The organism is Joostella sp. (assembly GCF_048266025.1).
Classification (GTDB): Bacteria; Bacteroidota; Bacteroidia; order Flavobacteriales; family Flavobacteriaceae; genus Galbibacter; species Galbibacter atrarenae.
In genome coordinates, this window is sequence record NZ_JBLXAF010000003.1 from 165,205 (window position 1) to 190,176 (window position 24,972).

The 24,972-nt window shown below is 32.1% G+C and carries 17 protein-coding genes; 9 read left to right on the forward strand and 8 right to left on the reverse strand.

From position 1 onward, the window contains the following. Positions 1-98: 98 nt before the first annotated feature. Together ACN0TY_RS08300 and ACN0TY_RS08305 are read left to right on the forward strand one after the other, a co-directional pair. Positions 99-788, forward strand: a complete 690-nt coding sequence (locus ACN0TY_RS08300) for a hypothetical protein (RefSeq protein ID WP_417444102.1) — start codon at positions 99-101, stop codon at positions 786-788. A 15-nt stretch (positions 789-803) separates the two neighbouring features. Next, entirely contained in the window at positions 804-1,205 is a 402-nt protein-coding gene (locus tag ACN0TY_RS08305; protein ID WP_417444103.1) for a hypothetical protein, read from the forward strand. Positions 1,206-1,295: 90 nt separating this feature from the next. On the opposite strand, the gene ACN0TY_RS08310 is transcribed toward ACN0TY_RS08305, so the two are convergent. The 8 genes from ACN0TY_RS08310 to ACN0TY_RS08345 all read right to left on the reverse strand — a co-directional run bounded on the left by ACN0TY_RS08310 (position 1,296) and on the right by ACN0TY_RS08345 (position 11,484). Continuing rightward, entirely contained in the window at positions 1,296-3,548 is a 2,253-nt protein-coding gene (locus tag ACN0TY_RS08310) for a tetratricopeptide repeat protein (RefSeq protein ID WP_417444104.1), read from the reverse strand. Beyond that, positions 3,545-4,204, reverse strand: coding sequence for a DUF1266 domain-containing protein (locus ACN0TY_RS08315; RefSeq protein ID WP_417444105.1), 660 nt, complete (start codon positions 4,202-4,204; stop codon positions 3,545-3,547). Before ACN0TY_RS08315 ends, ACN0TY_RS08310 begins: the two co-directional genes overlap by 4 nt. 3 nt (positions 4,205-4,207) lie before the next feature. Beyond that, positions 4,208-6,691 carry a hypothetical protein gene (locus tag ACN0TY_RS08320; protein ID WP_417444106.1) on the reverse strand — a complete coding sequence of 828 codons (2,484 nt, stop codon included), beginning with the start codon at positions 6,689-6,691 and terminating at the stop codon, positions 4,208-4,210. Between the two features lie 94 nt (positions 6,692-6,785). After that, positions 6,786-7,877 carry an SMI1/KNR4 family protein gene (locus ACN0TY_RS08325; RefSeq protein WP_417444107.1) on the reverse strand — a complete coding sequence of 364 codons (1,092 nt, stop codon included), beginning with the start codon at positions 7,875-7,877 and terminating at the stop codon, positions 6,786-6,788. Positions 7,878-8,001: 124 nt separating this feature from the next. Beyond that, on the reverse strand, positions 8,002-9,135 hold the full coding sequence (locus ACN0TY_RS08330; protein WP_417444108.1) for an adenylosuccinate synthetase: 1,134 nt from the start codon (positions 9,133-9,135) through the stop codon (positions 8,002-8,004). After that, positions 9,136-9,996, reverse strand: a complete 861-nt coding sequence (locus tag ACN0TY_RS08335) for a hypothetical protein (protein ID WP_417444109.1) — start codon at positions 9,994-9,996, stop codon at positions 9,136-9,138. A gap of 1 nt (position 9,997) precedes the next feature. Further along, positions 9,998-10,348 carry a hypothetical protein gene (locus tag ACN0TY_RS08340; protein WP_236959646.1) on the reverse strand — a complete coding sequence of 117 codons (351 nt, stop codon included), beginning with the start codon at positions 10,346-10,348 and terminating at the stop codon, positions 9,998-10,000. Positions 10,349-10,476: 128 nt separating this feature from the next. Beyond that, positions 10,477-11,484 carry a hypothetical protein gene (locus tag ACN0TY_RS08345; RefSeq protein WP_417444111.1) on the reverse strand — a complete coding sequence of 336 codons (1,008 nt, stop codon included), beginning with the start codon at positions 11,482-11,484 and terminating at the stop codon, positions 10,477-10,479. 141 nt (positions 11,485-11,625) lie between these two features. Between ACN0TY_RS08345 and ACN0TY_RS08350 the strand changes: the two genes are divergently transcribed. The 7 genes from ACN0TY_RS08350 to ACN0TY_RS08380 all read left to right on the forward strand — a co-directional run bounded on the left by ACN0TY_RS08350 (position 11,626) and on the right by ACN0TY_RS08380 (position 24,970). Next, a complete protein-coding gene (locus ACN0TY_RS08350) occupies positions 11,626-12,021 on the forward strand; it encodes a hypothetical protein (protein ID WP_417444112.1) in 396 nt (131 codons plus the stop codon). A gap of 252 nt (positions 12,022-12,273) precedes the next feature. Next, a complete protein-coding gene (locus tag ACN0TY_RS08355; RefSeq protein ID WP_417444113.1) occupies positions 12,274-12,756 on the forward strand; it encodes a Dps family protein in 483 nt (160 codons plus the stop codon). Between the two features lie 23 nt (positions 12,757-12,779). Next, positions 12,780-13,166 carry an acyl-CoA thioesterase gene (locus ACN0TY_RS08360; protein WP_236959642.1) on the forward strand — a complete coding sequence of 129 codons (387 nt, stop codon included), beginning with the start codon at positions 12,780-12,782 and terminating at the stop codon, positions 13,164-13,166. Positions 13,167-13,334: 168 nt separating this feature from the next. Then, entirely contained in the window at positions 13,335-14,015 is a 681-nt protein-coding gene (locus tag ACN0TY_RS08365; protein ID WP_417444114.1) for a hypothetical protein, read from the forward strand. A gap of 405 nt (positions 14,016-14,420) precedes the next feature. After that, entirely contained in the window at positions 14,421-22,394 is a 7,974-nt protein-coding gene (locus tag ACN0TY_RS08370; protein ID WP_417444115.1) for an HYR domain-containing protein, read from the forward strand. A gap of 10 nt (positions 22,395-22,404) precedes the next feature. Next, a complete protein-coding gene (locus tag ACN0TY_RS08375; protein ID WP_417444116.1) occupies positions 22,405-23,262 on the forward strand; it encodes an outer membrane beta-barrel protein in 858 nt (285 codons plus the stop codon). 433 nt (positions 23,263-23,695) lie between these two features. Beyond that, positions 23,696-24,970: a ribonucleotide-diphosphate reductase subunit beta gene (locus ACN0TY_RS08380; RefSeq protein ID WP_417444117.1), complete on the forward strand. Its 1,275-nt coding sequence runs from the start codon at positions 23,696-23,698 to the stop codon at positions 24,968-24,970. Positions 24,971-24,972 lie beyond the last annotated feature (2 nt).

A 24,972-nucleotide genomic window follows, 5' to 3' on the forward strand; every position in this document is an offset into this window, starting at 1 on the left:
AAAACCTACGTGCTTATTCCTTATTCTAAAATATCACTGAAAACAGTTACTAAAATTCTTTCTTAGTAGGCAATATTTGTTATATAAAAAATATAATTATGGATTTTAATACAATGTTGCAGTTACCTGTTTTAGAGATTAGTCAGGTTATAAAAATACTTCAAGAGATTGCAGACCAAGAGCGAACTAAAGAGAAGCCTAATATGCCCAAAGTTATAATAAGCACGACTACAGGGAATGTATCTGGTTACTTTATAAATTATGATACGAGTAAAAATATAATACTTCTTGGAAATTGGTATGATAATAATCCAGAATTGCAATATGTGCAGTCTCATGCTATTTCTTCAATTTCTCTAGTGAAATTCAATAAATACATCCATTTACTATCTGATGGGAAAATTCCATTCACTCCAGATACTAGCGACATACCGACATTACTTCAGTTGAAAAAAGAGATTAAAGAGTTGGAATTAGATCTTAACAAAACATTTGATAAAGAAATTTCTATTGTTTATAAATACGAAGGAACACCTGAAGATTTAGATAAATTTTATGCTTCAAAAGTATTGTTACTTTTAAAAGAAACACTCTCTAAAATAGCTGGAGATAAATTGGCTAAAGAATCTTTTAGAGAAGTGACATCAGTAGTTAATTTTAGTTTAGAGAATACAAATGAATGTACTTTAAAAGACGATGTACTTTCTGTAGTTATAGATGTTTCAAAAGGACTAAAAAGCGCTTTAACAGCCAACCAATTACAAACTGAAATAGAAAAAACCTTATAATTTAAACCCATTATTATGCAACAAAACAATGTAATAGACCGAATAGAATTTGTTTTAAATGAAGATGAGAATACAAACCAAAAATTTGAGCTAAGTCAATTTGATTATAATTTTTCTTCAGGATGTAGTTCAAATGATAGTTCTGATAGACAAATAGAGGTTTACATATCGGGATCTATAAATGCTACTATAACAGAACTTTTCTTAAAATGGATTTCAAATCAGCCAGGAGATTGGTCTGGTTCTATTAAATTATTTTTTAAAAATAATGATACTCCAGAGCTTACTCTTACGTTTGGAAGTTCTTCAGTAAGTAATTTTAGCCAGTCTTTCATTGAAAATAACACCTATGCGCATGATGCTTACTTTACGGCTGTTTTGCAGGATGTATTTCTTAACAATTTAAAAATGAGCTGATTTAAGAATATTTAAAGCTTAAAAAAAACTTCTTTATGACACTTAACATAAAGAAGTTTTTTAATTTATTTTTAAGCTATTAATAGCTACTTAGGCAAAATAGGTTTCTCTTATTATAGATTTCAGTTGCTTTAATTCTTTTTGCTCTTCGTCACTCAATGCTATATCCATTCTAGTTATTCCTTCTAGTAAATTATGTCTTAAAAACAAGTCGTCTTTACCAGCTTTTCTAGCTATTTCTTGATGTTCTTTTAATGCCTTTACAGAGGGATTGTCTTTGCTCAAAAACATTGCGTTGTACTTTGTAAATTGATTTACATCGTCTAATTTTTTAGCACAGGTCTTTATAGCATTACCAAAGAAATTGATGTCATCTTTAGGGCAATCATAGAATGCGCGATCTGGATAATTTAAAATTAGGTTTAAATAGGCTTCGAGTCCTTCTTTATGTCGTTCTTTTTCAACTAATAAACCAGCATAATAATAATCTGTTTTCCATTCTCTTGCCGCTGGAGTTTCTACTTTAATAGTTTCGCAAATAGCAATACTTTTTTGTTTCAGCAAGCCTTCGTTAGCACAAGTAAAAGCTAATTTTAAATAGTAAGCTTTGTTTGTAGCTTTTGTGGCAGCAAGTTCTAATGCTTCTGCTGCTGCCTGATGGTTTTCTAAAACCCAATAGATTAATCCGTTGTTTCTATAATCTGAAAATGTCTCTGGATTTAAAATTAAATCTTCCTCAGTAAGATCAGCTAAATCTTCTGGCTTTTCAATTAAAAAGTCATAATAGCATAACCAATGGAATATAGGATATAATTCTGGTGAAAGCTGTTCTTGTTCATAGTTATAGATAGCAAATTTATAGCATTCTTCATAATCTCCCATTTCGAAGATTGTTTCCACACACATGTTTATAGTACTACAATATTCACTGTCTCCAATGTTGTAATAATTTACCTCTTCCTGCATATCTTCTAAAAAGGCCTTGTAATTATGATTCTTTTTATGGATAATCATTCGTAAATTAAACAACCAAGGAGCGTATGAGTGCGGTGGTAAAGGAAAACCTTCTAAGGCTTCATTTATAACCTCGTGAGCCTTATCAAAATCTTCTAGCATCACTAAAGCACGCGCTTTAAAGAATAGTGTTTTTAGTGTTGGTAGATTTTTTAGATGAAATTGCTCAACAATATCTATTATTGTCTGCCAACTTTGGGTTCTATTATTTACTTCTAGTAGGTAAAATAAATATTCCTTTATCGAAAGTCCATTTCTATAGGCTTCATGGTAAGCAGCTGCCGTTTCATTATAATCTAGTTCAGAATAGAAAAACTCTGCTTTTAGCACCAACAACAATGGGTTTTTAGGATTTATAGCTAAGCCATGTTCAACACAGAAGCGTAGATCTTTATTATTTTTTGTGTAGTGATATGCAGCATTTCCTAATAGCACATAATGATGTTGAGCTAATTGCCATTCAGAGGAAACAAGAGCATTCATATAATTTCTGTAGTCAGAAAAATCTATATAATTTTCATCAGGTAAATTTGGACTCTTTGGAGCTTTTAAAACTTGAATAACCAAATCATACTTCATATACGACTTAGCATAATCTGCTAATAGATAACGTATTCTATCCGTTAGTTCTAAATTCTTCCATTCGCTATTCCATTGTTCCACAACCTCTACAGGTCGATTTTCCCATAAAGCGACTTGTATATAGGCTAGGCTTTTATTTATTGCATCCAAGCGATTATCAATTTGAAGACCTTTTAAAACTTTGAGATTGTGAGTAGACGATGCCAAATCCAACAATTTATAACAGTCCGCTTCTTCAGGGGAGTTACACAATTCTTCTAGCAAGGACGTTTCAATTTCCCATAGTAAAATTCGAGCTTCTGTAGTTGCGGGGTAACATTCAAGCACATATTTTAGCACTTCAATAGCTTCTGTATAACGCTTTTCTACTTGCAGCTTTAACGCGTAATGAATGTGTAATGTGTCGTTGTATGGATACGCTATTAGCGCTTTTTCATATACCTCTTGCGAACATTTCTTATAATAGCTACAAATAAATTCATAATCAGAGGCTTGAACTTCTTTAATATTTTCTAGTGCTTCTAAATATGTTTGCATTAAACCTACATTAACATCTTTAAAAACCCCTAAATAGCGTGTGAAAATTCTAATATAACGTGCATTCCATTCAAGGGAATCATTTCCTAAAGCACTATAGTTTTCTTGAATTGCCAGTAAATGTGATTCTAAATTAGAATAATACTTTTTATTATAAAGCATTTCTGCTCTTTCGATATGCTTAATTACTTCTTCTCTTGATAAACTCATAATTTCCATTCTTTAAACCATTCTCCATTTTGTATGTATAACCGTTGGTAGTGTTCCCAAAGAGTCTCTATTCCAGGAAATCTACTATTATCTTGTTCTTTAGCTCCTGAAACAAACTCATCACCAATACATACATTCTGGTGAAATTCTCCCCAGCTAGAAAAAGTAGACTTTATGCGGGTATTTACATCCTCTAATCTTAATATAACTTCATCAAGAGTTATAAAATCTAAGACAATACCCAAACGCATTAAGAAAATATAGTATGCAAGTTCGTAACCAATAAGTTTCTCTTTTTGCAAGCTAAAGCGGTATTTCCACGCCCGTTTATAGATATTTTTAGTACTTGGATTCTCCAATTTATTATATTCGGCTTCAAAATCTTGCGTTGTTAAACTTCTAAATTTTGCTGCTAATTTTTCAAAACTATTAGAGACCATGCTGCCATTTTCATAGCGTTGTAAACTGTTACGTAGATGTAAGCCAGATTTAATCCCATAAAGCTTTAATAATCTTTTTGCATGCTTTACATGAATCTCATCTTCTAAATTAAAACCAGACCAACTTGTTAATTCTGCATTTTTATGATTGCTTCTTAAAATCAAAGCAGATAGGTTTAATTGATCTTGTATTGTCGGTGTAATATCTTGCGTCATTATTTATGTGTTTAAATCGTTAACTACTTCTAATAAAGCTGTTGTTAACTCCTTTGAGTAGGCTCCCGAGTTTGCCATAGCCTTTAAACCCAACTCATAAGAACTTGCCATTTTAGTGTTTTTTGCTACTGAAACAAATAGATTTCTACAGAGGCTTCCATATGTTTCAAGCGTTGTCCCTGGAGCTAAGTCTGCATCTAATAATGTCATATAAAGCGCTTGGTTAAGTTGCATTTCTATCGCTGGGTGTTCTTCAAACCAAATTTTTAATTGCGATGTATTTTCGTTAAAAGCAGTAAGGAGTTCAATCTCATAATCATTAGTTTGCTTATAATTTTCAAGATTATTTAAGAGGATTTCAATGTATTTTTGATTTATCTCGAAACTAGATATATCAGCTTCTAATTTTTCCTTTTTCTCCTCAACTACAATTGTTTCTTTTTCTATTTCTTGCTGAAAATGATAATCATAAAATTCATTTACAATAGCTTGTAGTTGTTTGTTATTAGAAAAATTTACTTCAGATGCATTGTTATATTCATAAAGAGACTGTACAATAGGCTTAGTGAGCTTTTCTTTGTTTAACTGTTGAAGTAAATCTTTAAGATATTTTTCAATTTCTGTACCAACTGTCGCTAGTGCTTTTATGTGTTCCCCTTTAATTGTACTCTTTTGATGCAAAACGAGTAGGCGATTAAATGTTTTATTTAAAAAGAAAGATATATCGTCTTCAATAGCATTAAAATGATTGGCTGTACGTGTACCTTGCGTTTTTAAAACAGCTGAAACCCATACTGCTTCTCTGCGGGCGCTGTAATAATAATCGCTTAAAAAATTATACCAACTCTCAATATGGTTTAGAGAAAGAGGGCGGTTTTCGTTGCTATAATGAGTTCTTGCAAATTCATTACAAGCGGTAGAAATACGACTATCAATATTTTTTAAAGCCCAAACTTCATTAACAATATTAAACTTCTCTGTTTGCTCACACAATCCCGATAGTGTCTCTACAATTAGAGTAAGGCTATTTACTTTAATATCTTCTGAAGTATTTCTAGCTGTATAAGCCATTTCTATTAAATATTTATACAGAGTTTCTTGATCCTCTTGATCAAAAAGTTCCAGTAGAGAAGCGCGTGCATCATAAAACGAAAGCACTAAGAATTGGTTCAATGGATCGTTAATACCAAACTCTTTAAAATGATCAAGCCAGTTTTTTAGGGAACTATTAATTTTAAATAAGTCTCTAATTATAAACACTCCCGTAACTTGGAATTCTTTTCCTTCATGAAAAACTATAGGTAAACATCCAGTTTGAAAACCTTTTAAATATCCTAAAAATATAGTGTTGTAAAGCTTAACTTGTTCTGGGTTCCCTGACTTTTGATTACATTTCTCGAACCAAAATGGTAAGAAATCGATTGGGATTATAGAAGTATTAATGTCTTCTAAAATATGTTTACCATTATCCTGGAAAGCTTCCGTGAAAAAATTACTCCCGCCATCTGCATTTAACCAATCTAAAAATTTTAGATAGCACTTTTCTAATTGTATGGTCGGAATATCTTTATTTCGGTTATTAAAAAGTAAAACATCTCCAGCATTCCACTCTTTAAGTCCTAAAGAAGTGATTAATGGATAAATACCATTTGCAGTTTTTATATTTAGTAAATCGATACTTTCTTCTTCTACAAAAACTAAGCGTTCTTGAAGGGCTTTGTGCGCTGCGAAAGCATATTCTAAATTATCATTATAAAAAGCAGCTAAATCTTCCGAAAGCCATGGTTGGATTAAGTTATAAGCACCTAAAAGATATGTTTTTCCTACGGGTAATATTTGGTGTAAAGCTGTTATAAATTCATGCCAATCATCATTAAAAAAATGCTTAATAAAGTCATTATTAACCTTAAAGGAATGTGTTGTGGCTTCTTTAGATGAGTTAACTACGGCATAAGTTTCATTTAAAATAGTATGTTTTAAACACTGCTGAATGATAAAATCTGAACTCAAATAATCTCTAATATCGAATGCGCGATGTATCAGAAAACGAGTAATTGGGAGTGAGGCTTCAGATTCGCTATGTACTAGCTTTTTGATAACAGTAAAAATTTGATCTCTTAGATTTCCTGAAATGTCTTCCGATTGTAAAAAGCTAAGACTGAAATAGAGAAAATCAGTCAATTTATAACTACTCTTTTCATCTGGATAAAAGCCATTTTCTAATAGCGGTAGCCACGAAGCAATAAACTCTAAACCTTCTTTCTCATTCGCATAAATCTCTGGATGATAGTAAATTTGTTTTGCAAGTGATTCAGAAAAAATAGAATTGCAATTTTTATTGGTAATACTATTTTCTAGATTCTTATAAAGAATGCTCTTTTCGCAATCCATTAGTCCTAAAATATCAAGTAATGCTTTTCCTTCTGAAGGTTCTAAAAGCGTGATATTTAATTTTTGAATTACTTTATTTTTAAAAATTGAAGACATATATCGGTACTTAGTCAAATTATTTTTTAATAGATTGAACTTCTTCGTTATTGAAGAATGAAGCTTAACATTTGGTATTTAGTTGTTAGATTATTCAATCTCGTTTATCTGTAAGGTTTTTTAGAAAGGCACTCAGGGAGTCCGCTTTTTGATGTACGGTTAACTTTTGCTTGCTAAAGCAGATTACTTGTCTTGCTTTCCCTAATATATTTGGGGCAAAGTCTATCGCTGCATAATTTCCATCTTCTAATTTTAAAAATGGAATCCAATAAGGTGTCATAAACATTGGGAGTGTTTTTTCGTCACTCTCTTCCGTAAAAGATAAATCTAAATACGAAACATGGTGTGGTCCTTCAAAGGGTATCCTTGTTGTTCTTTTATTTTTATTTGGTGCAGGAATTAGCAGTTCTTTTAATCGCCAATCTTCGAATTCGATATTCCATTCTTTCCATATTTCTAGGACTTGCTGTGCATTCAAAAAATAAAAACCTTCAACTCCATTATGGAGTTTAAAAAAATCTTTTAAAAGTTTCGGGAACGCATAACCTGCCTCTCTCTCAAACTCTAGATATACCTTGTCATTTGTAATGGGAGGGTGGACTTTAAGATTTTTGGATACTAATAAATTTTCAAATTCTTTTTTAATTATATCAAAATCTTCTTCCACATTTAGCTGAATAAAAGGCACTAGGTAATCTGCTTTTTCTTTGGCTAATTCTTCAGCAATAAATCTATAAGGAATAAACTTTTCGATAAAAGCACCTGTATCTTTATAAATATGAATGTCTTTAAAATTTGACTCTGGCTGAGAAATAAAACTATTATGACTAAACTCATAAATGGTTGAAGTAGCCTTTTCCTTTTTATCATTTATAGCCAAAAACCATTCTTTAAATGGGGAGGTATTTTCAATCTCAAATGTGAAAACTATTTTATCCTCAGAATAGGAAATCCCGTAGAATTTGGTAATAGACTTATAATCGGGTGTAATAAATAAGAGTTTAAATACTTTTTTATTGGTAACTCTTTCAATGGCTTTAATGAGGACATCTCTAAATATAAAAGAGTTTTTATGATGATCTGGATTTTCAAGAACTGGAAATGTATTTATTTGAATTTTATCGAAATTGAAATCATCCCATTTCAAAGCTTTAAAACCTTCTGAATATAGTATATTATTACTCATTTTCTTAACTCTATGATAGGGTTAAATTACCTTTGAACATTTAAATTCTCATCACTGAAACTAATGATTTTGAATACTTCTAAAGGCGTTTACCATTAGATTGATTGTGATATTATGACTGAAATTACTCCGATATTTTCTTGATAAATTGTGACATAGGGCTATAACTACCATATACAGTATTGAAGTTAGTTTTGATTTTTTGTAGCAGATCAGTAGATGAAAATTCAGGGAGTTGATCCAAACAAGTAATGATTAGATTTTTAGTTGTTTTAAGTTCCTCATGATAAATTGCATCACAGCTAAGAGCATAATTTAATAACTCTCTATCCAATGCTTTTACTCGGAATTCTCCCTGAAATTCATTTGTAACATTAGTTTCATGTTCATTATTCTCTAGGGTAACCGATTCGGTGTTTGCCATTGGGCCATTTCCATGTCGAGTTTGATAACAACGAGTAACATAATAGATTGCAATTTCTACATGATTTCCCAAGTGCTTTTTTATAAGCTGAATGGCATTTTTAGAAGTCGTATTACTCCACGTAGTATGCGGATAGAAACCATGTTGTGTATCCAGCAATATTCCTTGGCTGCCTTCAAAAATAAAATCACTATAAGAAGAAGCTAATGTGGACAAACCTTCTAATCTATAAAACTTTTGAATAGCCAAACACGTTTCTATATAATAAGCCTCGTCATAGTTTTTTAATTCCTTTTCAAAGTAATCTTGGACACTTTTAGGTTGATTAAGAATCAATTTTTTATAGTAAACTCTAATACTATTTAGACGTTGCTTTATGATAGAGGTAAATTGCAAATCGTTAGCATAGAAATAGACATCTTCCTTATTTCGAGCAATGGTAGTTCCAAAACCTAACCCACAAGAACCATGATGTTGTTGCTTCTCAATAGCACGATTGTATGCTATATCATAAATGGTGGTTACCATTGCGAGCGGATTAAAATAAAGTTTTGGTTGGTATTTATTTAAGTAATTTCCTTCTTCTAAAATTGCAGGAGGAAATAGGGTAGTGTGCTCAGAATAATAGGTTGGAATACCTTGTAAAGTCCCAGAACCGAAATTACTAAAAGTATGAGAAAGCTCCTCGTTTTTTACTGTATGCCCAATCTGATGGCCTCCAGAAAATCGTATTACCAACGTTTCTTTAGGTCTGTGGGATGCCAAAAAACTTGTCGTTAAACCTTTTCCAGCATCACCAAACCCTAAATCTATAACTATACTACATTTTGCCATTTAAAGCATATTTTCAATTTCTGGATTATCAAGCGTATTATTTGTTTGACTTCCAGAAGCTGGTTTATGGTGTTGTATTACAATTTCGGCAATACGTTTGGCAACCTTCATATAGTCTGGTATTTCAATAAAATGTTCTCCTAAGAGTTCTTTCCAGTTTCCTTTTCGTAGCGAATGTTTAGAATATTCTGAATGCTCTAAATGTAAATGAAACACGTTATATTTCTCTTGAGCTTCTTCAATAATAGCTTTTGTACTAATAGTTTTAGCTTCTTCTTCAGAAGTATATTTTTTGATCACTTCAGCAGGTATTTTATCAAAAACAGGTTCGTCTCCAATAGTGAATAAGAAGCCCTTTTGTTTTCTCTTTTCCCAACAATCGATATTGGTATGTCTTGCAGCAAATAAATGAGCCAAATTATAACCTTCTTGGTTATTTCCACCGCCGCCACTTTCTAAATATACCTTTGTAAGCCAACGATCTAATAATTCTGCCGAAGATTCAAATTGACCAACTTGTAAAGGAGCATTATCATAAACAAAATCTCCAATCCCCATAAATAGAACTTGTGGGTGTTCAATTCCACCCTCCATTAGAGAACTTATAAGATCTGGCAAAGTTTCCTTCACTATAACTTCGGGTACAAACCCCATACTTCCTGTAACATCAAGCGCTACAATTATAGATAATGACTCTGGATGCTCCTCCGAATCTCTAGATTCTCTAGCAATTACATTACTGGGATCCATCTCCGGATCAATTTCTCGAGAAGTAAATATTTGCTCTCTAGATTTGTTATTATAACCTTTTGAGAACCTTAAGCGCGTATAGGCTTCATAGCTAAATTTTCCTCCTCCCATTTTATATGATATTTAATTTTTCGCCAAATAGATATGTATACCTTTTAATAGCGAGTTCTAGTTTAATTTCTAAATTTCTAATCTTAACTGTCATTTCTAAATCTTTAGAGACATAGTTCTTTGCATCGAAATCTGTTGCCAACACAAGACTATTAGCGTCTGTTGGACTCATATCAAGCATGTTTTCCTGTTCCCTTTTTAAGCGTTTTAGTAATAAGCTTAAATCTTCAGCCTCACGCTTATAAAGCAATTGTGCATCTTCAACAATGGCTCTTGCACGATCGTCTCTAATCTTTTCGTTATTGCGTTTTAACGAATCTAAAAATGCTCCATTTAATTTATTGTCTTCCATAACTAAGATTGTTTATACAAAAGTAGAGGGTGAAAAAGAGGTTTTTATCACTGAATACAGGGATACTTTTAATTAACTTTACGTTTAAGCGTTTATTTCTGAAGTACTCTATTAACAATTAAGAGTGATTACCACTTTGTAGATAAAAATGCTTCTTCTTCTTTTGCTATCATTTCCTCCATTGATAAATGGGTAGAAATAGGAACGAAGTCAATAGAATGAACTTCTTTTGTTTCGCTGTTATAGTACACTTTAATATAGCCTGTAATAGGAGAAACCCAAACACCCTTTTCTCGTTCTTCTATTTCTTTTTTGGTTTTTATCGTTTCTGTAGCAGTTATCCAAAGTACATTGTTAAAATTGTTTGGATTAATGTAACTATCATAATAATCATAAGTTTTTTGTTTAGGATGTGATTTTTTTAAGTACTTATTTATTTCAGTATCAACAGTCTCTTTTATGTCATTAAAAGCTTCACCTTTTTTATGCAACCGGTAGTTTTTTAATTCCCAAATTGAGTCTACTTGTTCTAAATTATGTTCAAGAGAAATATTAGTATTTGGAGGAATATTTAATAGCAACGGGATCTCATGATAATACCCTAGAATTTCTGACTTCTCTTTATTGAAAAGGGTTAAAAAATACTCTTCTTTATCTAGAATTTCAGCCTCTGTATATTCTTTTTTAAATGAGAAAATAATTTCATTGTAACCCCATTCTAAAGTTACCCCAAGAGGTTCCATTAATTCTGAAATCTCATTTTGCTTTCTCACGGCTAGAACTCTTTCTAAATACCGCTCATTAAAAGACAACCCACCAGGTGAATCGGAAGGGATATCTTTCAGATCATTAATTTTTTTGGCATCAAAAGTAATTATGAGTTCTACTTTCGGATTCTCTTTTTCAAAAACTCGAGCAATAAAACAATTGGGGTTCATATTCCCCGAATTAAAAAAACGATCTAAATCACTGTGATCTAACTTATTGTTATAGTTTCTTTCTAGAAAGGAATGCAGATTCTTAGCGGCTACCTTCTTAGATACCATAAATTTTGACTTCGCAACGTTTATAACAATACCTCCAATTAATATAAAAATTCCGATTCCAATCGTGATTTGTTTAAGTCCTATTTCCATATCACTAAATTACATTCGTATTTCTTTTTTTATATCACGGAATTCAGTGAGTGTTTTTTTTACCCAAATCAGGTCTTATTTAAGGAAGTGCCGTATAGTAGTTTTGTAAAGAGATTATAAAACTAAAAACACATTAATATTATGGGATTACAAGAAAAGAAAGCGATAAGAATGGTAGAAGAGCAATATTTAAGCGACTACCAAAATGAAATTAATACTACAGTAGGAAAGGAATTACCAATTAAAATTAATTGGGATACTTTTGAATTGGAGTATATTAAATTCGTGCCAAGTGTTTGTTTACAGCGTTTAACAGATGCTATAAAAAATGTATGTGAGGACGATTTAGGAAAAGAGTCAATCCAAGAAAGTATAAACACTATTGAAGTTAATTGTATTCCAAATGAAGATGCAGAAGCTAATAAGTCTTTAAAAATAGAAGATAGTACCTTTACTTTAACTGCATGTTGGGGAGGACACCATTCTGGCTATTATCCAGATATTGCTTTGAAAGAGTTTATTGAAAATAACTTATAATATTAGAAAGCCTGAAGTATATCTTCAGGTTTTTTATTTTATGATCAAACGTAATTTAATTTATCTTTTAAATATTTTATCAATTAGCTTTATTGGTTTTGTATCTATTTCAAAGACTTCTAGAACTTTAATCATCATTTATACAGCGCATAGTTATAGATTATCGTTATATAATTTTTAGATATCGATAGTATTTAATTATGATTATATCTATAAGTATCTTGCACCTAGAAAAAATAAAGATAATTTAAGATGAATTTACAAGAGTTAAATAAAATAGGATTAACCCAAGAGGGTTCTGAAAATACAGCAGAAAAGTTAAATGAGCTTTTAGCGAACTATCAAATATTTTATATGAATGTAAGAGGCTTGCATTGGAATATAAAAGGGAAAGATTTTTTTGTATTACATGAAAAGTTTGAAGAATTATATAACAGTTCTCTAGAGAATATTGATGAAATAGCAGAGCGTATCTTAACGTTAGGGGTAACGCCTTTACATTCTTATAAGGCCTACACTAAGATTTCTAAAATTGAAGAAGCAGAAAATGTTTTTGATAGTGGAGAAGCTTTAAACACAGTTTTAAACGGATTAAGACAATTACTTATTATCGAACGTGAAATTTTAGGAGTAGCATCAGAAATAAATGATGAGGGAACCGTATCTTTAATGAGTGATTACATTGCTGAACAAGAAAAATTAGTTTGGATGTTTTCTGCAGTAGTTTCAAAATAAAAAAGAATGTAATTTTTTAAAACATGAGATTTCATACAAGAAAATGGGTAAAACCCGAAGATTTAAATGCCAACGAAACTCTTTTTGGAGGAAAATTATTAGCATGGATAGATGAAGAAGCAGCTTTATACAGTATTATTCAGCTAGAAAATAATTTTGTTGTAACTAAATACATGTCCGAAATAAATTTTATCTCTTCAGCAAAAAAAGGAGATATTATAGAAATAGGAATAGAAGTTATTAAGTTTGGAAAAACATCTTTAACATTAAGTTGTGAGGTTCGTAATAAAATGACAAGGCAAACTATTATTACGATCGATAAAATTATAATGGTGAATCTAGATAAAGATGGTAATCCACTTCCACATAATAAAACAGAAATTGAATATGTAAAGGATAGATTGAAATAAACCTAAATTCTTACAAAAGCGTTCAAGAAATTGAGCGCTTTTTTTGTTTTGTATTTAATAATTTGTTCTTATCGATTTTAGCAATTAAAGGTGATGAAGATTTTTCATTTTAATATTAAATTTGTAGCTGATAAAAAATAATATAAAACCCTAAAATCGAATTTAACCATGAAAAAATTATTTATTATTTGTACATTATTAATGTCGCTTTTCTCTAGTTGTGAGACAGAAAATTCGGAAGATGTAACTCAGGACAGAATTTATACCAGTTACGAAATTTTATACATCCAAGATGAAGATAAAACAATAGCGAAAGCTTTATTCACTTTTGGTAATGGCGAAGGAACAAGACTTCAACTTTCAGAAGGAGCATCTATTACCTTTAACAATACAAAAATTCCTTTTAATAGTTTATTAGGGAACTACGAATTAGAAATGTCTGGACTAGTTGACTCTGGAAGCTTTACTTATAAAGATTTAGAAGGAAATACTTTTAGTAACAGTTTTACTATTAATCCAATATCTTTTACTAAAAGTGTTCCAATGACTATTGATAGAAGCAAATCCTATGATATTAATTGGGGAGGAAGTCCTGTAGGGAGTAATGATTCTTCAGTAGTTGTAACTGTTGTTCCAAATAATTTAGGGCAATCCAAAGTGTTTATTGAGGCAGATGAGAATGCTGAAACGGTAGTATTAAATCCAACGATATTGGGAGAAATAGATCCTCAACCAGGAAGATTATATATAGAGAGGAAAGATGTTTTAAGAGAAATGGAATCTACTTCTGCTGGAGGAGTGTTTTATGGAAATTATAGAGCTAAATCAGTTGAAGTTACAATTAAATAGAATCCACTTCCACATAATAAAACAGAAATTGAATATGTAAAGGATAGATTGAAATAAATCTTAATTCTTACAAAAGTGCTCAAGAAATTGAGCACTTTTTTTGTGTTCCAAAATTTAAATTTATTCTGAGACAGTGAATCATTAAAGTTGATTCTTATTTTACTACAAAGTAAAAAGTTTAAGTAGATAATGGATCTTTATTAAGATTATTTCCTAAGGACTAAATTCAGTAATTAGATAGAATTTTATCATAAAAAAATCTTAACGTGTAAGATAAAGTGTTAAATTGCGGTCAAATTATCCTACTTCTTTTGTGTTATAAACCAACTGATATTAAAGAAGTTATTGTAAAATACTGCATTTGTTCTTAGTAAAAGAGAACGAATGTCTTTTTATTTACGACATATGAAAAGATTTTTACCTACTATTTTCACTATTAAAAATAAAATAATAGGATGTTCTTTAAGTAGAGCAGTCATATTACTTATTTTATTTTTTATTTGTAATCCTTTTGGAATTAGTGCTCAAACCGCTGAAATAAATCCAAATGAAACTTGCTTAGAAGCTATTTCGAGTAATAATGTTATTGAGTTTAAGGGAAGCTACACGGGTGATTTTGACTTTTCTCAACCCGACGATTCCGATTATTGGTATATCGATGTTTCTGGCAAACCTTCTGGAAGTATTGAGTTTAATGTAGATTCTAATGATGGATTTTCTTATTGGCAGATTCAAACAGTAGATAATAGTGGTTCCGAAACTCCTGTAAATGTATATCCCACAGCTGGAGTTGATGATGGATACGCATTTGGTGAAAGTCATTCTGTTTCATGGACGAGTTCTGACAACCTACAAGCTATTTTTATTTTGGTGAGATCAATTCTTTCATTAGGTAATGATTATACAATTACCGTTACATCTGGGTTGCCAAATGTTCCTGGGTCAGGAACTCCAGCTACTACAGACAATGCAAACAGAATTATTGTAAACCCTTCTTTCGAAACAGGTTCTATTGTACCACATACAGGTGTGGCGTATCCTGAATCGCAAACAGGAGATAATCCACAAATAGATGGTTGGTATTCTAACCACCCAGAATTTCAAAATGCAACAGGACCTATTGAACATTGGAGAAGTGGGTTTAATAGTATTCCAGCTCAAGAGGGAGTTTATTTTGCAGAACTAAATGTTACGCAGCCATCAAGGCTTTTTCAGGTAGTTTATTTGGTTAATGGGGAGAATATAGATTGGGAATATTACCATAGAAAGAGAGTAGATTCTCAAACAGAAACTGTTGAGTTTTCTATTTATAGTACAGATGGATTATCAAAGTTATTTACCATCGATTCGCATACTGCATCTGGTACAAACACATGGGATCAGGTTTCTGGATCATATACTTTCACAGGAACTACTGGTGTATACCAAATTGGTTTTGAAGCTGTACAGCCTGTAAGTGGTGGTACAGGTAATTTTCTTGATAATATTACCATAGGGATGCAAGCTATTACAGAGTTTAAAAATGACGCTATAACCATCAATGAGTCACAAGCAGCTAGTTTTAACCCTGCTATTTTGGTAAATGGTTCTGTAAAAACGGCTTCTTCTATTACTTTTAATCTAACCTCAACAAATGCTGTCGAAGGCAGAGATTATACATTTTCGAATAATACTGTATCCGTACCTGTTAATAATTATTCATTAGCAGATTCTATTCCTATAGGGTTGTCTATTATCGATAATACACTTAGTCAAGGGGATTATACCTTGGAACTTAATATTACTTCTACTACTGGAGATTTATCGAATGCAGATAGCAATGGAGATGGGTTTAAACAAACATATACCATAAATGTTGTTGATGATGATAAACTAACTGGTTTCCCTGTGGAATTTAATTTATGGTTGAAAGCAAATACAGGTGTTACTACAAGTGGAAGTAATTTAACAGATTGGATTGATCAAACAAGAAAAAATACTTTTACTGTTTCTGGAAGTCCAACCGTTTCAGAAAATACGGTTAATTTTAATCCGGTTGTAAATTTCACAAACGTATTAGATAGTTCATTGCCAGATAATGGACTCGTAGGGTCTACAGCAATTACTGCTGTAGAGGCTTTCGGTGTTTTTAAATACGAAAACTCTGCTGATCGTCAAGGAACTATTTTAGGAGGTACAACAGGAGAAGAGGCTATCTTTTCAAGTCTAATTAATGGGTTGAAGAATTCAGATAATGCAGGGAATGATCAATTTTTTGTGAATCCGAATGTTTCAACTACATATACTATTAATAATGTAGACGTTGCACCTACCTTGGCAAATGCATCCATTAATGGATTGTCTACAGGTGTTACACAAGATCAAGGAGGTGATTTTTCAGCAATTAATTTTGATGCTCCAGTTATAGGAGGCGGAGCAAATAGAGGAAGATTGAATGGGAGTTTAGCTGAATTAATCGTTTATCCTACTTCACTGGTAGCAGAAGAAAGAATTAAAATAGAATCTTACCTAGCTATAAAATATGGAATTAATTTAGAACCTTCAGTAGTAAATTATGTAAATTCTAGCGGAACTGTTTTATGGAATGATACAACTTATTGGAATGATGTTTTTGGAATTGGTAAAGACGATATCAGTAAACTTAATCAAACCCAATCTAATAGTATTAACACGGGGAGTGGCGATGGAAGCGGACAATCTGGTAAAGGGAATATTGTAATAAAAAATGCATCTTCTCTTGAGAATGGCGATTTCTTAATGATTGGTCATAATAATGATTTGGTAACAGAACAAAATACAAGCTTACCGGTTTCTATGAAAGGAAAAGTAAGACTTGGAAGAGCATGGAAGGTAAAGAGAACTGGAGATGTTGGGACTATAGACTTAGATTTATCAGTAGAGGGAATTTCGGTTGCAGGAACTCAAGCTTCAGAATTTAAATTATTAATAGACCAAGATGGAGATGGAGACTTTACAACAGGAACACTAACAGAAATTGTTGCCAACGCTTTTTCTAATGACATTGTATCTTTTACAGGAATAACCATTCCAGATAACACTGTTTTTACATTGCTTACTGGAACCAGAGTTGGACCAGGTGTTTTAGGGGCAAACCTTTGGTTAAAAGGGGATGAAGGAATTACCTCAAGTGGGAATGATGTAACAGATTGGATAGATCTATCTGGAAAAAATACTTTTACAAAACAAGGAACAGTAGGTTACATTAACAATGCAATTAACTTTAACCCTACAGTATCATTTTCTAATTCTAATGCTGTAACCGATACACCTTCAAATAGACTCGATGGAAACACAGAAATACAGGTTGTAGATGCATTTGCAGTTTATAAAAACACAAACAATAATTCAACTTTATTGGGGAGCATTGGGAATACCTCATCAAACAAATATGGAGCAGCTTTTTTTAATAGTTCTGGAGAAAATTCTGTTTGGATAGGTTCAGGGGCAGAAAATCAATACTCTCATTTCTCAGCATCTGGTGTAACAGGTTTTTACAATTTAGTAAACCTTGATGTTTCTCCTACATCATCACCATATGTTTCTGGTAAATTAAATGGAAAAGACCAAGTGTTAAGCACAGGTTCAGCAGGTGACTATACTAATATCTCTTTTGTACCACGAATAGGAGGTACTGATAATGGTAGTGTTCCTTATGGTTGGGCACATGGTCAAGGTGAATTAGCAGAAGTAGTTACGTATTCCAATAGCTTAAGTGTGGAAGATAAATTAAAAATTGAATCCTATCTTGCTGTTAAATATGGAATAAGCCTCGATCCTTCAGTAGTAAACTATGTAGACTCAAAAGGAAATGTTCTTTGGAATAAAACCACGCATTGGAATAATGTCTTCGGAATAGGAAAAGATGATGCTAGTACTTTAAACCAAAGTGCGTCTAATAGTATTGATACTGGTTCTGGTGATGGTACTGGGCAAAGCGGAGCAGGAAATATAGTATTGGAAAACCCATCTTCTTTGGAGGATGGCGATTTCTTAATTATCGGACATAATGATGATCCATTGGTTCAATTAAATTCAGGAGAACAATTACCTATTAACTTTTCAAATTTTAAAAGGCTCGATCGAGAGTGGTGGGTGCAGGAAACTGGAGATGTAGGAGAAGTGGATTTAAAACTTGATATAAATGGACTAACGGTAACTGGGACTACGGCTTCCGATTTTAGGCTAATTATTGATAATGACAGTGATGGAGATCTAACAACAGGAAAATTAACTATTATAGAGCCTGACGACATTACAAGTGGAATAATTACTTTTACGGCCTTAGATTTACCTAATAATCAAGCGTTTTCACTTATTACCGAAGTTCCTACTATTGGAGCTGTTGGAAATGAGGCTTTATGGCTTAAAGCAGATACTGGAGTAAGATTAAATAATGGCGATTTAACCAATTGGGCAGATCAATCAGGATTGAACTCGTTTACTGTTTTAGGTCAGCCAGTATATGAGAATAACGCTCTTAACTTTAATCCTGTAGTTAGTTTTTCTAATACTACTAATTTTGGTATTCCAGAGAATGGACTTACTGGAAATAAACAAATAGAAGTCCATGAATTTTTTGCAGTTTATAAATATGAGTCGGCTTCTTCACAAGGGACGCTGTTGGGAGAAGATACGTCTCAGAATGCAATTTTTTCAGGAGTCAATAATGTAATAAGTAATTCAGATAATAACACTAATAGTAATTCATTTACAAATTCAGATATTGGTGATGCATATTCAATAAATGCTATAAATATTGATAACAACCTTGCTTATATCAATGCACTAAATACGATAGTATCTATTTCAGGAGCCAATTTTACTTCTATTAATTTTAATATACCTGTAATTGGAGGTGGAAATAGTAAATTAAAACTTAACGGAAGTGTTGCAGAAATTGTTGCTTTTCCAAGTTCATTAACAAATAATGAACGCATTGAAGTAGAGTCATATTTAGCAATAAAATATGGGATTACATTAGATGCTTCCATAACAAATTATCTTACTTCAGAAGGAATAGTTATATGGAATGATACTCAATATTGGAATGATGTATTTGGGATAGGAAAAGATGATGATAGTGGACTAAATCAATCTCAATCTAATAGTATTGCGACGGGGAGTGGTAATGGAGCTGGCCAAAGTGGGAAAGGAAATATTGTAATAAACAATCCTTCATCCTTAGAAGGAGGAGATTTCTTAATTATAGGGCACGATAATGGGACTTTAACAGAGCAGACAACAGATATACCAGCTTCAGAATCTTGCTTTGTTCGCCTAAACAGAGTATGGAAAGCTAAAACCACTAATGATCCTGGAACGGTAAGACTTACGTTCGATTTAAAAGATTTAGTTATTTCAGGTACTGTAATTGATGATTTTAAAATGTTAATTGATACAGATGGAGATAATGATTTTACTACGGGAGCAACAGCTATTATTCCTACGGATATAACTTCAAACATATTAGTTTTCGATGGACTAACATTATCAGATGGAGCCATTTTTACCTTTTTAACAGGAAGGGAAACTGAACAACCAACAATTACCTGTCCTTCAGATGTCTCTGTTTTTAATGATACAGGGAGCTGTTCAACAGTTGTAAATAACTTAGGAGCTACTATAAATGATAATTGTGGAATCTCATCGCTTGTTTGGTTTCTATCTGGAGACACTATAGGAAGTAGTCCTTCAACAGGAATTAATGATGTTAGCGGTCAGGCTTTCAATATTGGAGTAACGACAGTAAATTATATTGTTGAAGATTTATCTGGGAATACAAATACATGCAGTTTTACATTAACGGTTTCTGATGATGAAGACCCAACGATTAGTTGTTTAGCGAATCAAAGTGTGTCAGCAGATACAGGTGAGTGTTTTTATACTGCTATTGGAGCAGAATTTGATCCAACTTCTGTTGATGATAACTGCGGAATAGCTTCTCTTACAAACGACTTTAATGGTTTAAGTACTTTGGATGGTGCACAGATTCCTGATGGAACTGTAATTACTTGGACGGTTACAGATAATGCTGGAAATACAAATACATGTGATTTTACCGTAACTGTTACTGATGATGAAAACCCAACGATTAGTTGTGTTGGCGACCAAAATAAAACAGCGGATGTAGGGGAATGTTTTTATACAGTTGTTGGCGTAGAGTTTGATCCAACGGCTACAAATGATAACTGCGGAATAGCTTCTGTAACAAACGATTTTAATAGTTTAAGCACTTTAGATGGCGCACAGATTCCTGATGGAACTCTAATTACTTGGACGGTTACAGATAATGCTGGAAATACAAATACATGTGATTTTACCGTAACTGTTACCGATAATGAAAACCCAACGATTAGTTGTGTTGGCGATCAAAGTAAAACAGCGAATGTAGGGGAATGTTTTTATACGGTTGTAGCTACTGAATTTGATCCAACCGCTACAGATAACTGCGGAATAGCAAGTATTACAAACGACTTTAATAGTATGAGTACTTTAGATGGCGCACAAATTCCTGATGGAACCGTAATAACTTGGACGGTTACAGATAATGCTGGAAATACAAATACATGTGGTTTTACCGTAACTGTTACTGATGATGAAAACCCAACGATTAGCTGTGTTGGCGACCAAAATAAAACAGCGGATGCAGGGGAATGTTTTTATACAGTTGTTGGCGTAGAGTTTGATCCAACGGCTACAAATGATAACTGCGGAATAGCTTCTGTAACAAACGATTTTAATAGTTTAAGCACTTTAGATGGCGCACAGATTCCTGATGGAACCGTAATTACTTGGACGGTTACTGATAATGTAGGGAATACGGAAGATTGTAGTTTTACAGTAACGGTTACCGATAATGAGAATCCAACAATTAGTTGTATTAGCGATCAAAGTAAAACAGCGAATGTAGGGGAATGTTTTTATACGGTTGTTGCAACTGAATTTGATCCAGCCGCAACAGATAATTGCGGAATAGCAAGTATTACAAACGATTTTAATAATCTAAGCACTTTAGATGGCTCACAGATTCCTGATGGAACTGTAATTACTTGGACGGTTACAGATAACGCTGGAAATACAAATACATGTAGTTTTACAGTAACGGTTAAGGATAATGAGAATCCAGTGGCTATTTGTAAAAACATAACGGTAGCATTAGACGCTTCGGGAACTGCCCTTGTTACTGCAAACGATATAAATAATGGTAGTTATGATGATTGTGAAATAGCTTCAATTACTATAGACAAAACGAATTTTATTTGTACTGATATTGGAGCTAATAATGTAGTATTAACTGTTGAAGATAAAGGAGGAAACACTAGTAGTTGTACTGCTATTGTAACTATTATAGATGATTTAGCACCAGTTCCAAATATAAATCCTTTACCAGAAGTATCAGGAATATCTAGTGTTACAGTTATTGCACCAACTGCTACAGATAATTGTATAGGAACTCTAACTGCAACAACTACAGACCCTCTTACATACAATACACCAGGTACTTTTATTATAGATTGGTTCTATGAAGATGCTAGTGGAAATACAACTACACAGTCGCAAACTGTTATTGTTGAAAATAAAAGTGATGTTGCTTCAATTGAAAGTATCAGTTTAGGAAACCAAACCTATACAAACCCAGGAGAAGAAATATATTACCTTATGGATTGTTCTTCTGGTGATGATAGTGTAGATGTTTCCATAGTAACAGAAGACAAAGGTTCTGTATCGCCTAGTGAGAATTTTACAATTTCCACACCAAAAGCTGGAATCTATACTCAAGAAGTAGTAATAACCTCTGAAGATCAGAGTAATTCAAAAACATATACTTTAATTATAGAAAGGAGATTTGAGTTTTCAGATATTGTAATTCAAAAGTTTGATAATATTTTATTGGTCAATAATAATAGTAGTACAAATGGAGGTTATAAATTTGTTTCATATGAATGGTTCAAAAACGGACAACTAGTAGGTACAGGTCAATATTATTCTGCTGGAGAGAATGCAAATGATATTTTAGATGCTTCAGCAGCATATCATGTAAAAATGACAACTACTGGAGGAGAAGTATACCAAACATGTGATTTTAATATCGATTTAAATTATTCGCATAAAATGACACTTTACCCTAATCCATCTCAAAAAGGAAAGATGTTTACGGTAAAAGTGGATTTACCTGACGAAGATCTTAAAGATATGAATATTGGAATTTATTCTATCTCTGGAGAACTTATAAAAGAAGTAAAATCATCTTCAAGAACTACAGAAATTAAAGTACCAGATAACTTTTCGTCTGCTACTTATTTAGTTCGGGTAAATACTAAAAAGCAAACTAAAACATTAAAATTAATCGTCTATTAAAAGTATAGATATGAATCTAGATAATTACCGTATTAAATTTATAATAGGCATTGTTGCTTTTTTAGTTGGACATAATTTAACCAATGCCCAAGAGAATAAACATGAGTTTTCAGTAAATGGAGGGAGTACAATTAACTTAGTTTCTCATGGCTTAAATAATGATGACACAAGGAGTAAGCTTGGAGCTATTGTAGGGATCTCTTATGGCTATTATATAAATGATAATTGGAGTATAGGAGTTGGAGTGGATTATCAAACCTACCGCTCTAGTATTTCTTTTGATAACGTTAATGAGCGCTATAATACAACAGATTTTGATGGAGATCCTTTTCAATTCAGATACAATGTAAAAAACTACAAAGAAAATCTAGAAATAGATAATTTAAACTTTCCGATAACAATACAATATGAAACCTCAAAAGGAAATACAAGATTCTATGCTTTAGGAGGAGTTAAGGCAGGTTTTATTTTGAATAGTACGTATCAAACAAATATAGAGCAGTTGGAAACTAGCGGCTATTATGAGCAATATGACGCATTGTTAAACGACCCTAAATTTATGGGCTTTGGTACTTTTGAAGATGTAGATATCTCCAATCAAGACCTAGATACAAAAATGGCTTGGTATAGTACATTTGAAGTAGGAATAAAGCATTATTTAAATAAAAAGAATGCTTTTTATGTAGGGCTATTTTTTGACACAGGTCTTAATTCAATACTATCTCAAAAGAAAGGGGAGGTTATTGAATATCCTACAAATGAATCTCCAGTAATTTTAAAATATAACTCAGTAACGCAATCTGAAAACTCAGAAAAACTTAGATTTTCTGCTTTTGGTTTTAAAGTGAGATTTGCTTTTCTAAATTAATAAACTCTGTAACGGGGATTGTTTTTCATTCCTATTTAAGCACAAATTAATCAAGCTAAGAAAAAGGCCACTGTCAACTCTTAAATGGCATTTAAGCCTTTATTTACGACGTAGTTTAGTTAGTACAATAGTTTTTAAAATGGGTACTCATCAGCGTAATTTATAAAGTTGAGCGATTTTACTTTTGCTTGATTTGCCTTTATGTGCATAATAAATTCATCTTATCCTTACTTTATAAGTAGATATCTCTAAAAGCCTTTTGTTAATAGATAAATGCTAGATTTCATATTCATTTTTGACTTCATGAAGCTTGAAATGTTGATAAGATGTTAAGAACAAAAAAGGTGATAGAGGATATAGTTTTAAATTATTTCGGAAATTTATATTCTCTATTTATTTAGAACTGTTCTAATTAATTTATTACATTTTTTTCATGGCCATAACTCATTTAACTAAAAGAAATTCCATACAGAAGCCCTTTGAACTCAGTAAGATAAGTAGCGCAATATTAAAAGCTATGAACGCTGTAAATCATGGGGAGACTCATGATGCGCAAAATATAGCTAATAGCGTTTACGATGCATTACTAAAGCGTAAAGAACAACATATTGATTACATTCCTACGGTAGAAGAGGTACAGGATGTTGTTGAAGAAAGATTGATGGATGGTGGATTTTACGATGTAGCGAAAGCATATATTCTTTATAGAAATAAACAGGCGCAAAGTAGAAAGAAAAATATTTTTGAAAAGCGTCTTAATCTGAAACCTTATGAATACCCAGAATTATACGAATATGTACCTGCAATTCGTCATTCTTATTGGATCCATACAGAGTTTAATTTTACGAGTGATATACAGGACTTTAAATTCAATCTGAGTGATGTTGAGAAGAATGCGGTAAAGAATACCATGTTAGCAATTTCTCAAATTGAAGTGGCTGTTAAAACATTTTGGGGAGATATATACATGAAGCTTCCTAAGCCAGAAATAGGATCTGTAGGCGCAACTTTTGCAGAAAGTGAGGTAAGACACCACGATGCATATTCACATTTGCTGGAAATATTGGGTCTAAATAAAGAGTTCGAAGAACTTAAAAAGAAGCCTGCTATTATGAGACGTGTAAATTACCTTGAAACGGCTCTTAAAAATTCAAAAAGTGAACACGAAAAGGAATATACAGAATCGATATTATTATTCTCGTTGTTTATAGAACATGTATCCTTATTTTCTCAGTTTTTGATCATTATGGCTTTTAATAAGCACCAAAATAAATTAAAAGGGATTTCTAATGTTGTAGAAGCAACTTCAAAAGAGGAGCAAATACATGGAGATTTCGGAATTGAGCTTATAAATATCATTAAAGAAGAGCGTCCTTCTTGGTTTGATGAAGATCACGATTTAATGATTCAGCAATTATGTGAAGAGGCATACGAAGCAGAAAAGCAAGTGGTAGATTGGATTTTTGAAGATGGAGAATTAGACTTTTTACCGAAGGCAGTTGTAAATGAATTTATAAAAAACCGATTTAATAAATCGCTAGAAAGTATAGGGATTAAAAAAATATTTGAGATTGATGAGGCTTTATTAAATGAAACCGAATGGTTTGATGATGAAATTATAGGCACAAAGCATGGAGATTTCTTCGTTAAGCGCTCTATCAATTATAGTAAAAGAACACAAAGTATAACCAGTGACGACTTATTTTAAAC

Coding starts and splice junctions, on each gene's coding strand:
- ACN0TY_RS08305 (WP_417444103.1), top strand. CDS start 804: ATGCAACAAAACAATGTAATAGACCGAATAGAATTTGTTTTAAATGAA.
- ACN0TY_RS08380 (WP_417444117.1), top strand. CDS start 23,696: ATGGCCATAACTCATTTAACTAAAAGAAATTCCATACAGAAGCCCTTT.
- ACN0TY_RS08300 (WP_417444102.1), top strand. CDS start 99: ATGGATTTTAATACAATGTTGCAGTTACCTGTTTTAGAGATTAGTCAG.
- ACN0TY_RS08355 (WP_417444113.1), top strand. CDS start 12,274: ATGAATTTACAAGAGTTAAATAAAATAGGATTAACCCAAGAGGGTTCT.
- ACN0TY_RS08315 (WP_417444105.1), bottom strand. CDS start 4,204: ATGACGCAAGATATTACACCGACAATACAAGATCAATTAAACCTATCT.
- ACN0TY_RS08375 (WP_417444116.1), top strand. CDS start 22,405: ATGAATCTAGATAATTACCGTATTAAATTTATAATAGGCATTGTTGCT.
- ACN0TY_RS08365 (WP_417444114.1), top strand. CDS start 13,335: ATGAAAAAATTATTTATTATTTGTACATTATTAATGTCGCTTTTCTCT.
- ACN0TY_RS08345 (WP_417444111.1), bottom strand. CDS start 11,484: ATGGAAATAGGACTTAAACAAATCACGATTGGAATCGGAATTTTTATA.
- ACN0TY_RS08325 (WP_417444107.1), bottom strand. CDS start 7,877: ATGAGTAATAATATACTATATTCAGAAGGTTTTAAAGCTTTGAAATGG.
- ACN0TY_RS08310 (WP_417444104.1), bottom strand. CDS start 3,548: ATGAGTTTATCAAGAGAAGAAGTAATTAAGCATATCGAAAGAGCAGAA.
- ACN0TY_RS08350 (WP_417444112.1), top strand. CDS start 11,626: ATGGGATTACAAGAAAAGAAAGCGATAAGAATGGTAGAAGAGCAATAT.
- ACN0TY_RS08320 (WP_417444106.1), bottom strand. CDS start 6,691: ATGTCTTCAATTTTTAAAAATAAAGTAATTCAAAAATTAAATATCACG.
- ACN0TY_RS08370 (WP_417444115.1), top strand. CDS start 14,421: ATGAAAAGATTTTTACCTACTATTTTCACTATTAAAAATAAAATAATA.
- ACN0TY_RS08335 (WP_417444109.1), bottom strand. CDS start 9,996: ATGGGAGGAGGAAAATTTAGCTATGAAGCCTATACGCGCTTAAGGTTC.
- ACN0TY_RS08330 (WP_417444108.1), bottom strand. CDS start 9,135: ATGGCAAAATGTAGTATAGTTATAGATTTAGGGTTTGGTGATGCTGGA.
- ACN0TY_RS08340 (WP_236959646.1), bottom strand. CDS start 10,348: ATGGAAGACAATAAATTAAATGGAGCATTTTTAGATTCGTTAAAACGC.
- ACN0TY_RS08360 (WP_236959642.1), top strand. CDS start 12,780: ATGAGATTTCATACAAGAAAATGGGTAAAACCCGAAGATTTAAATGCC.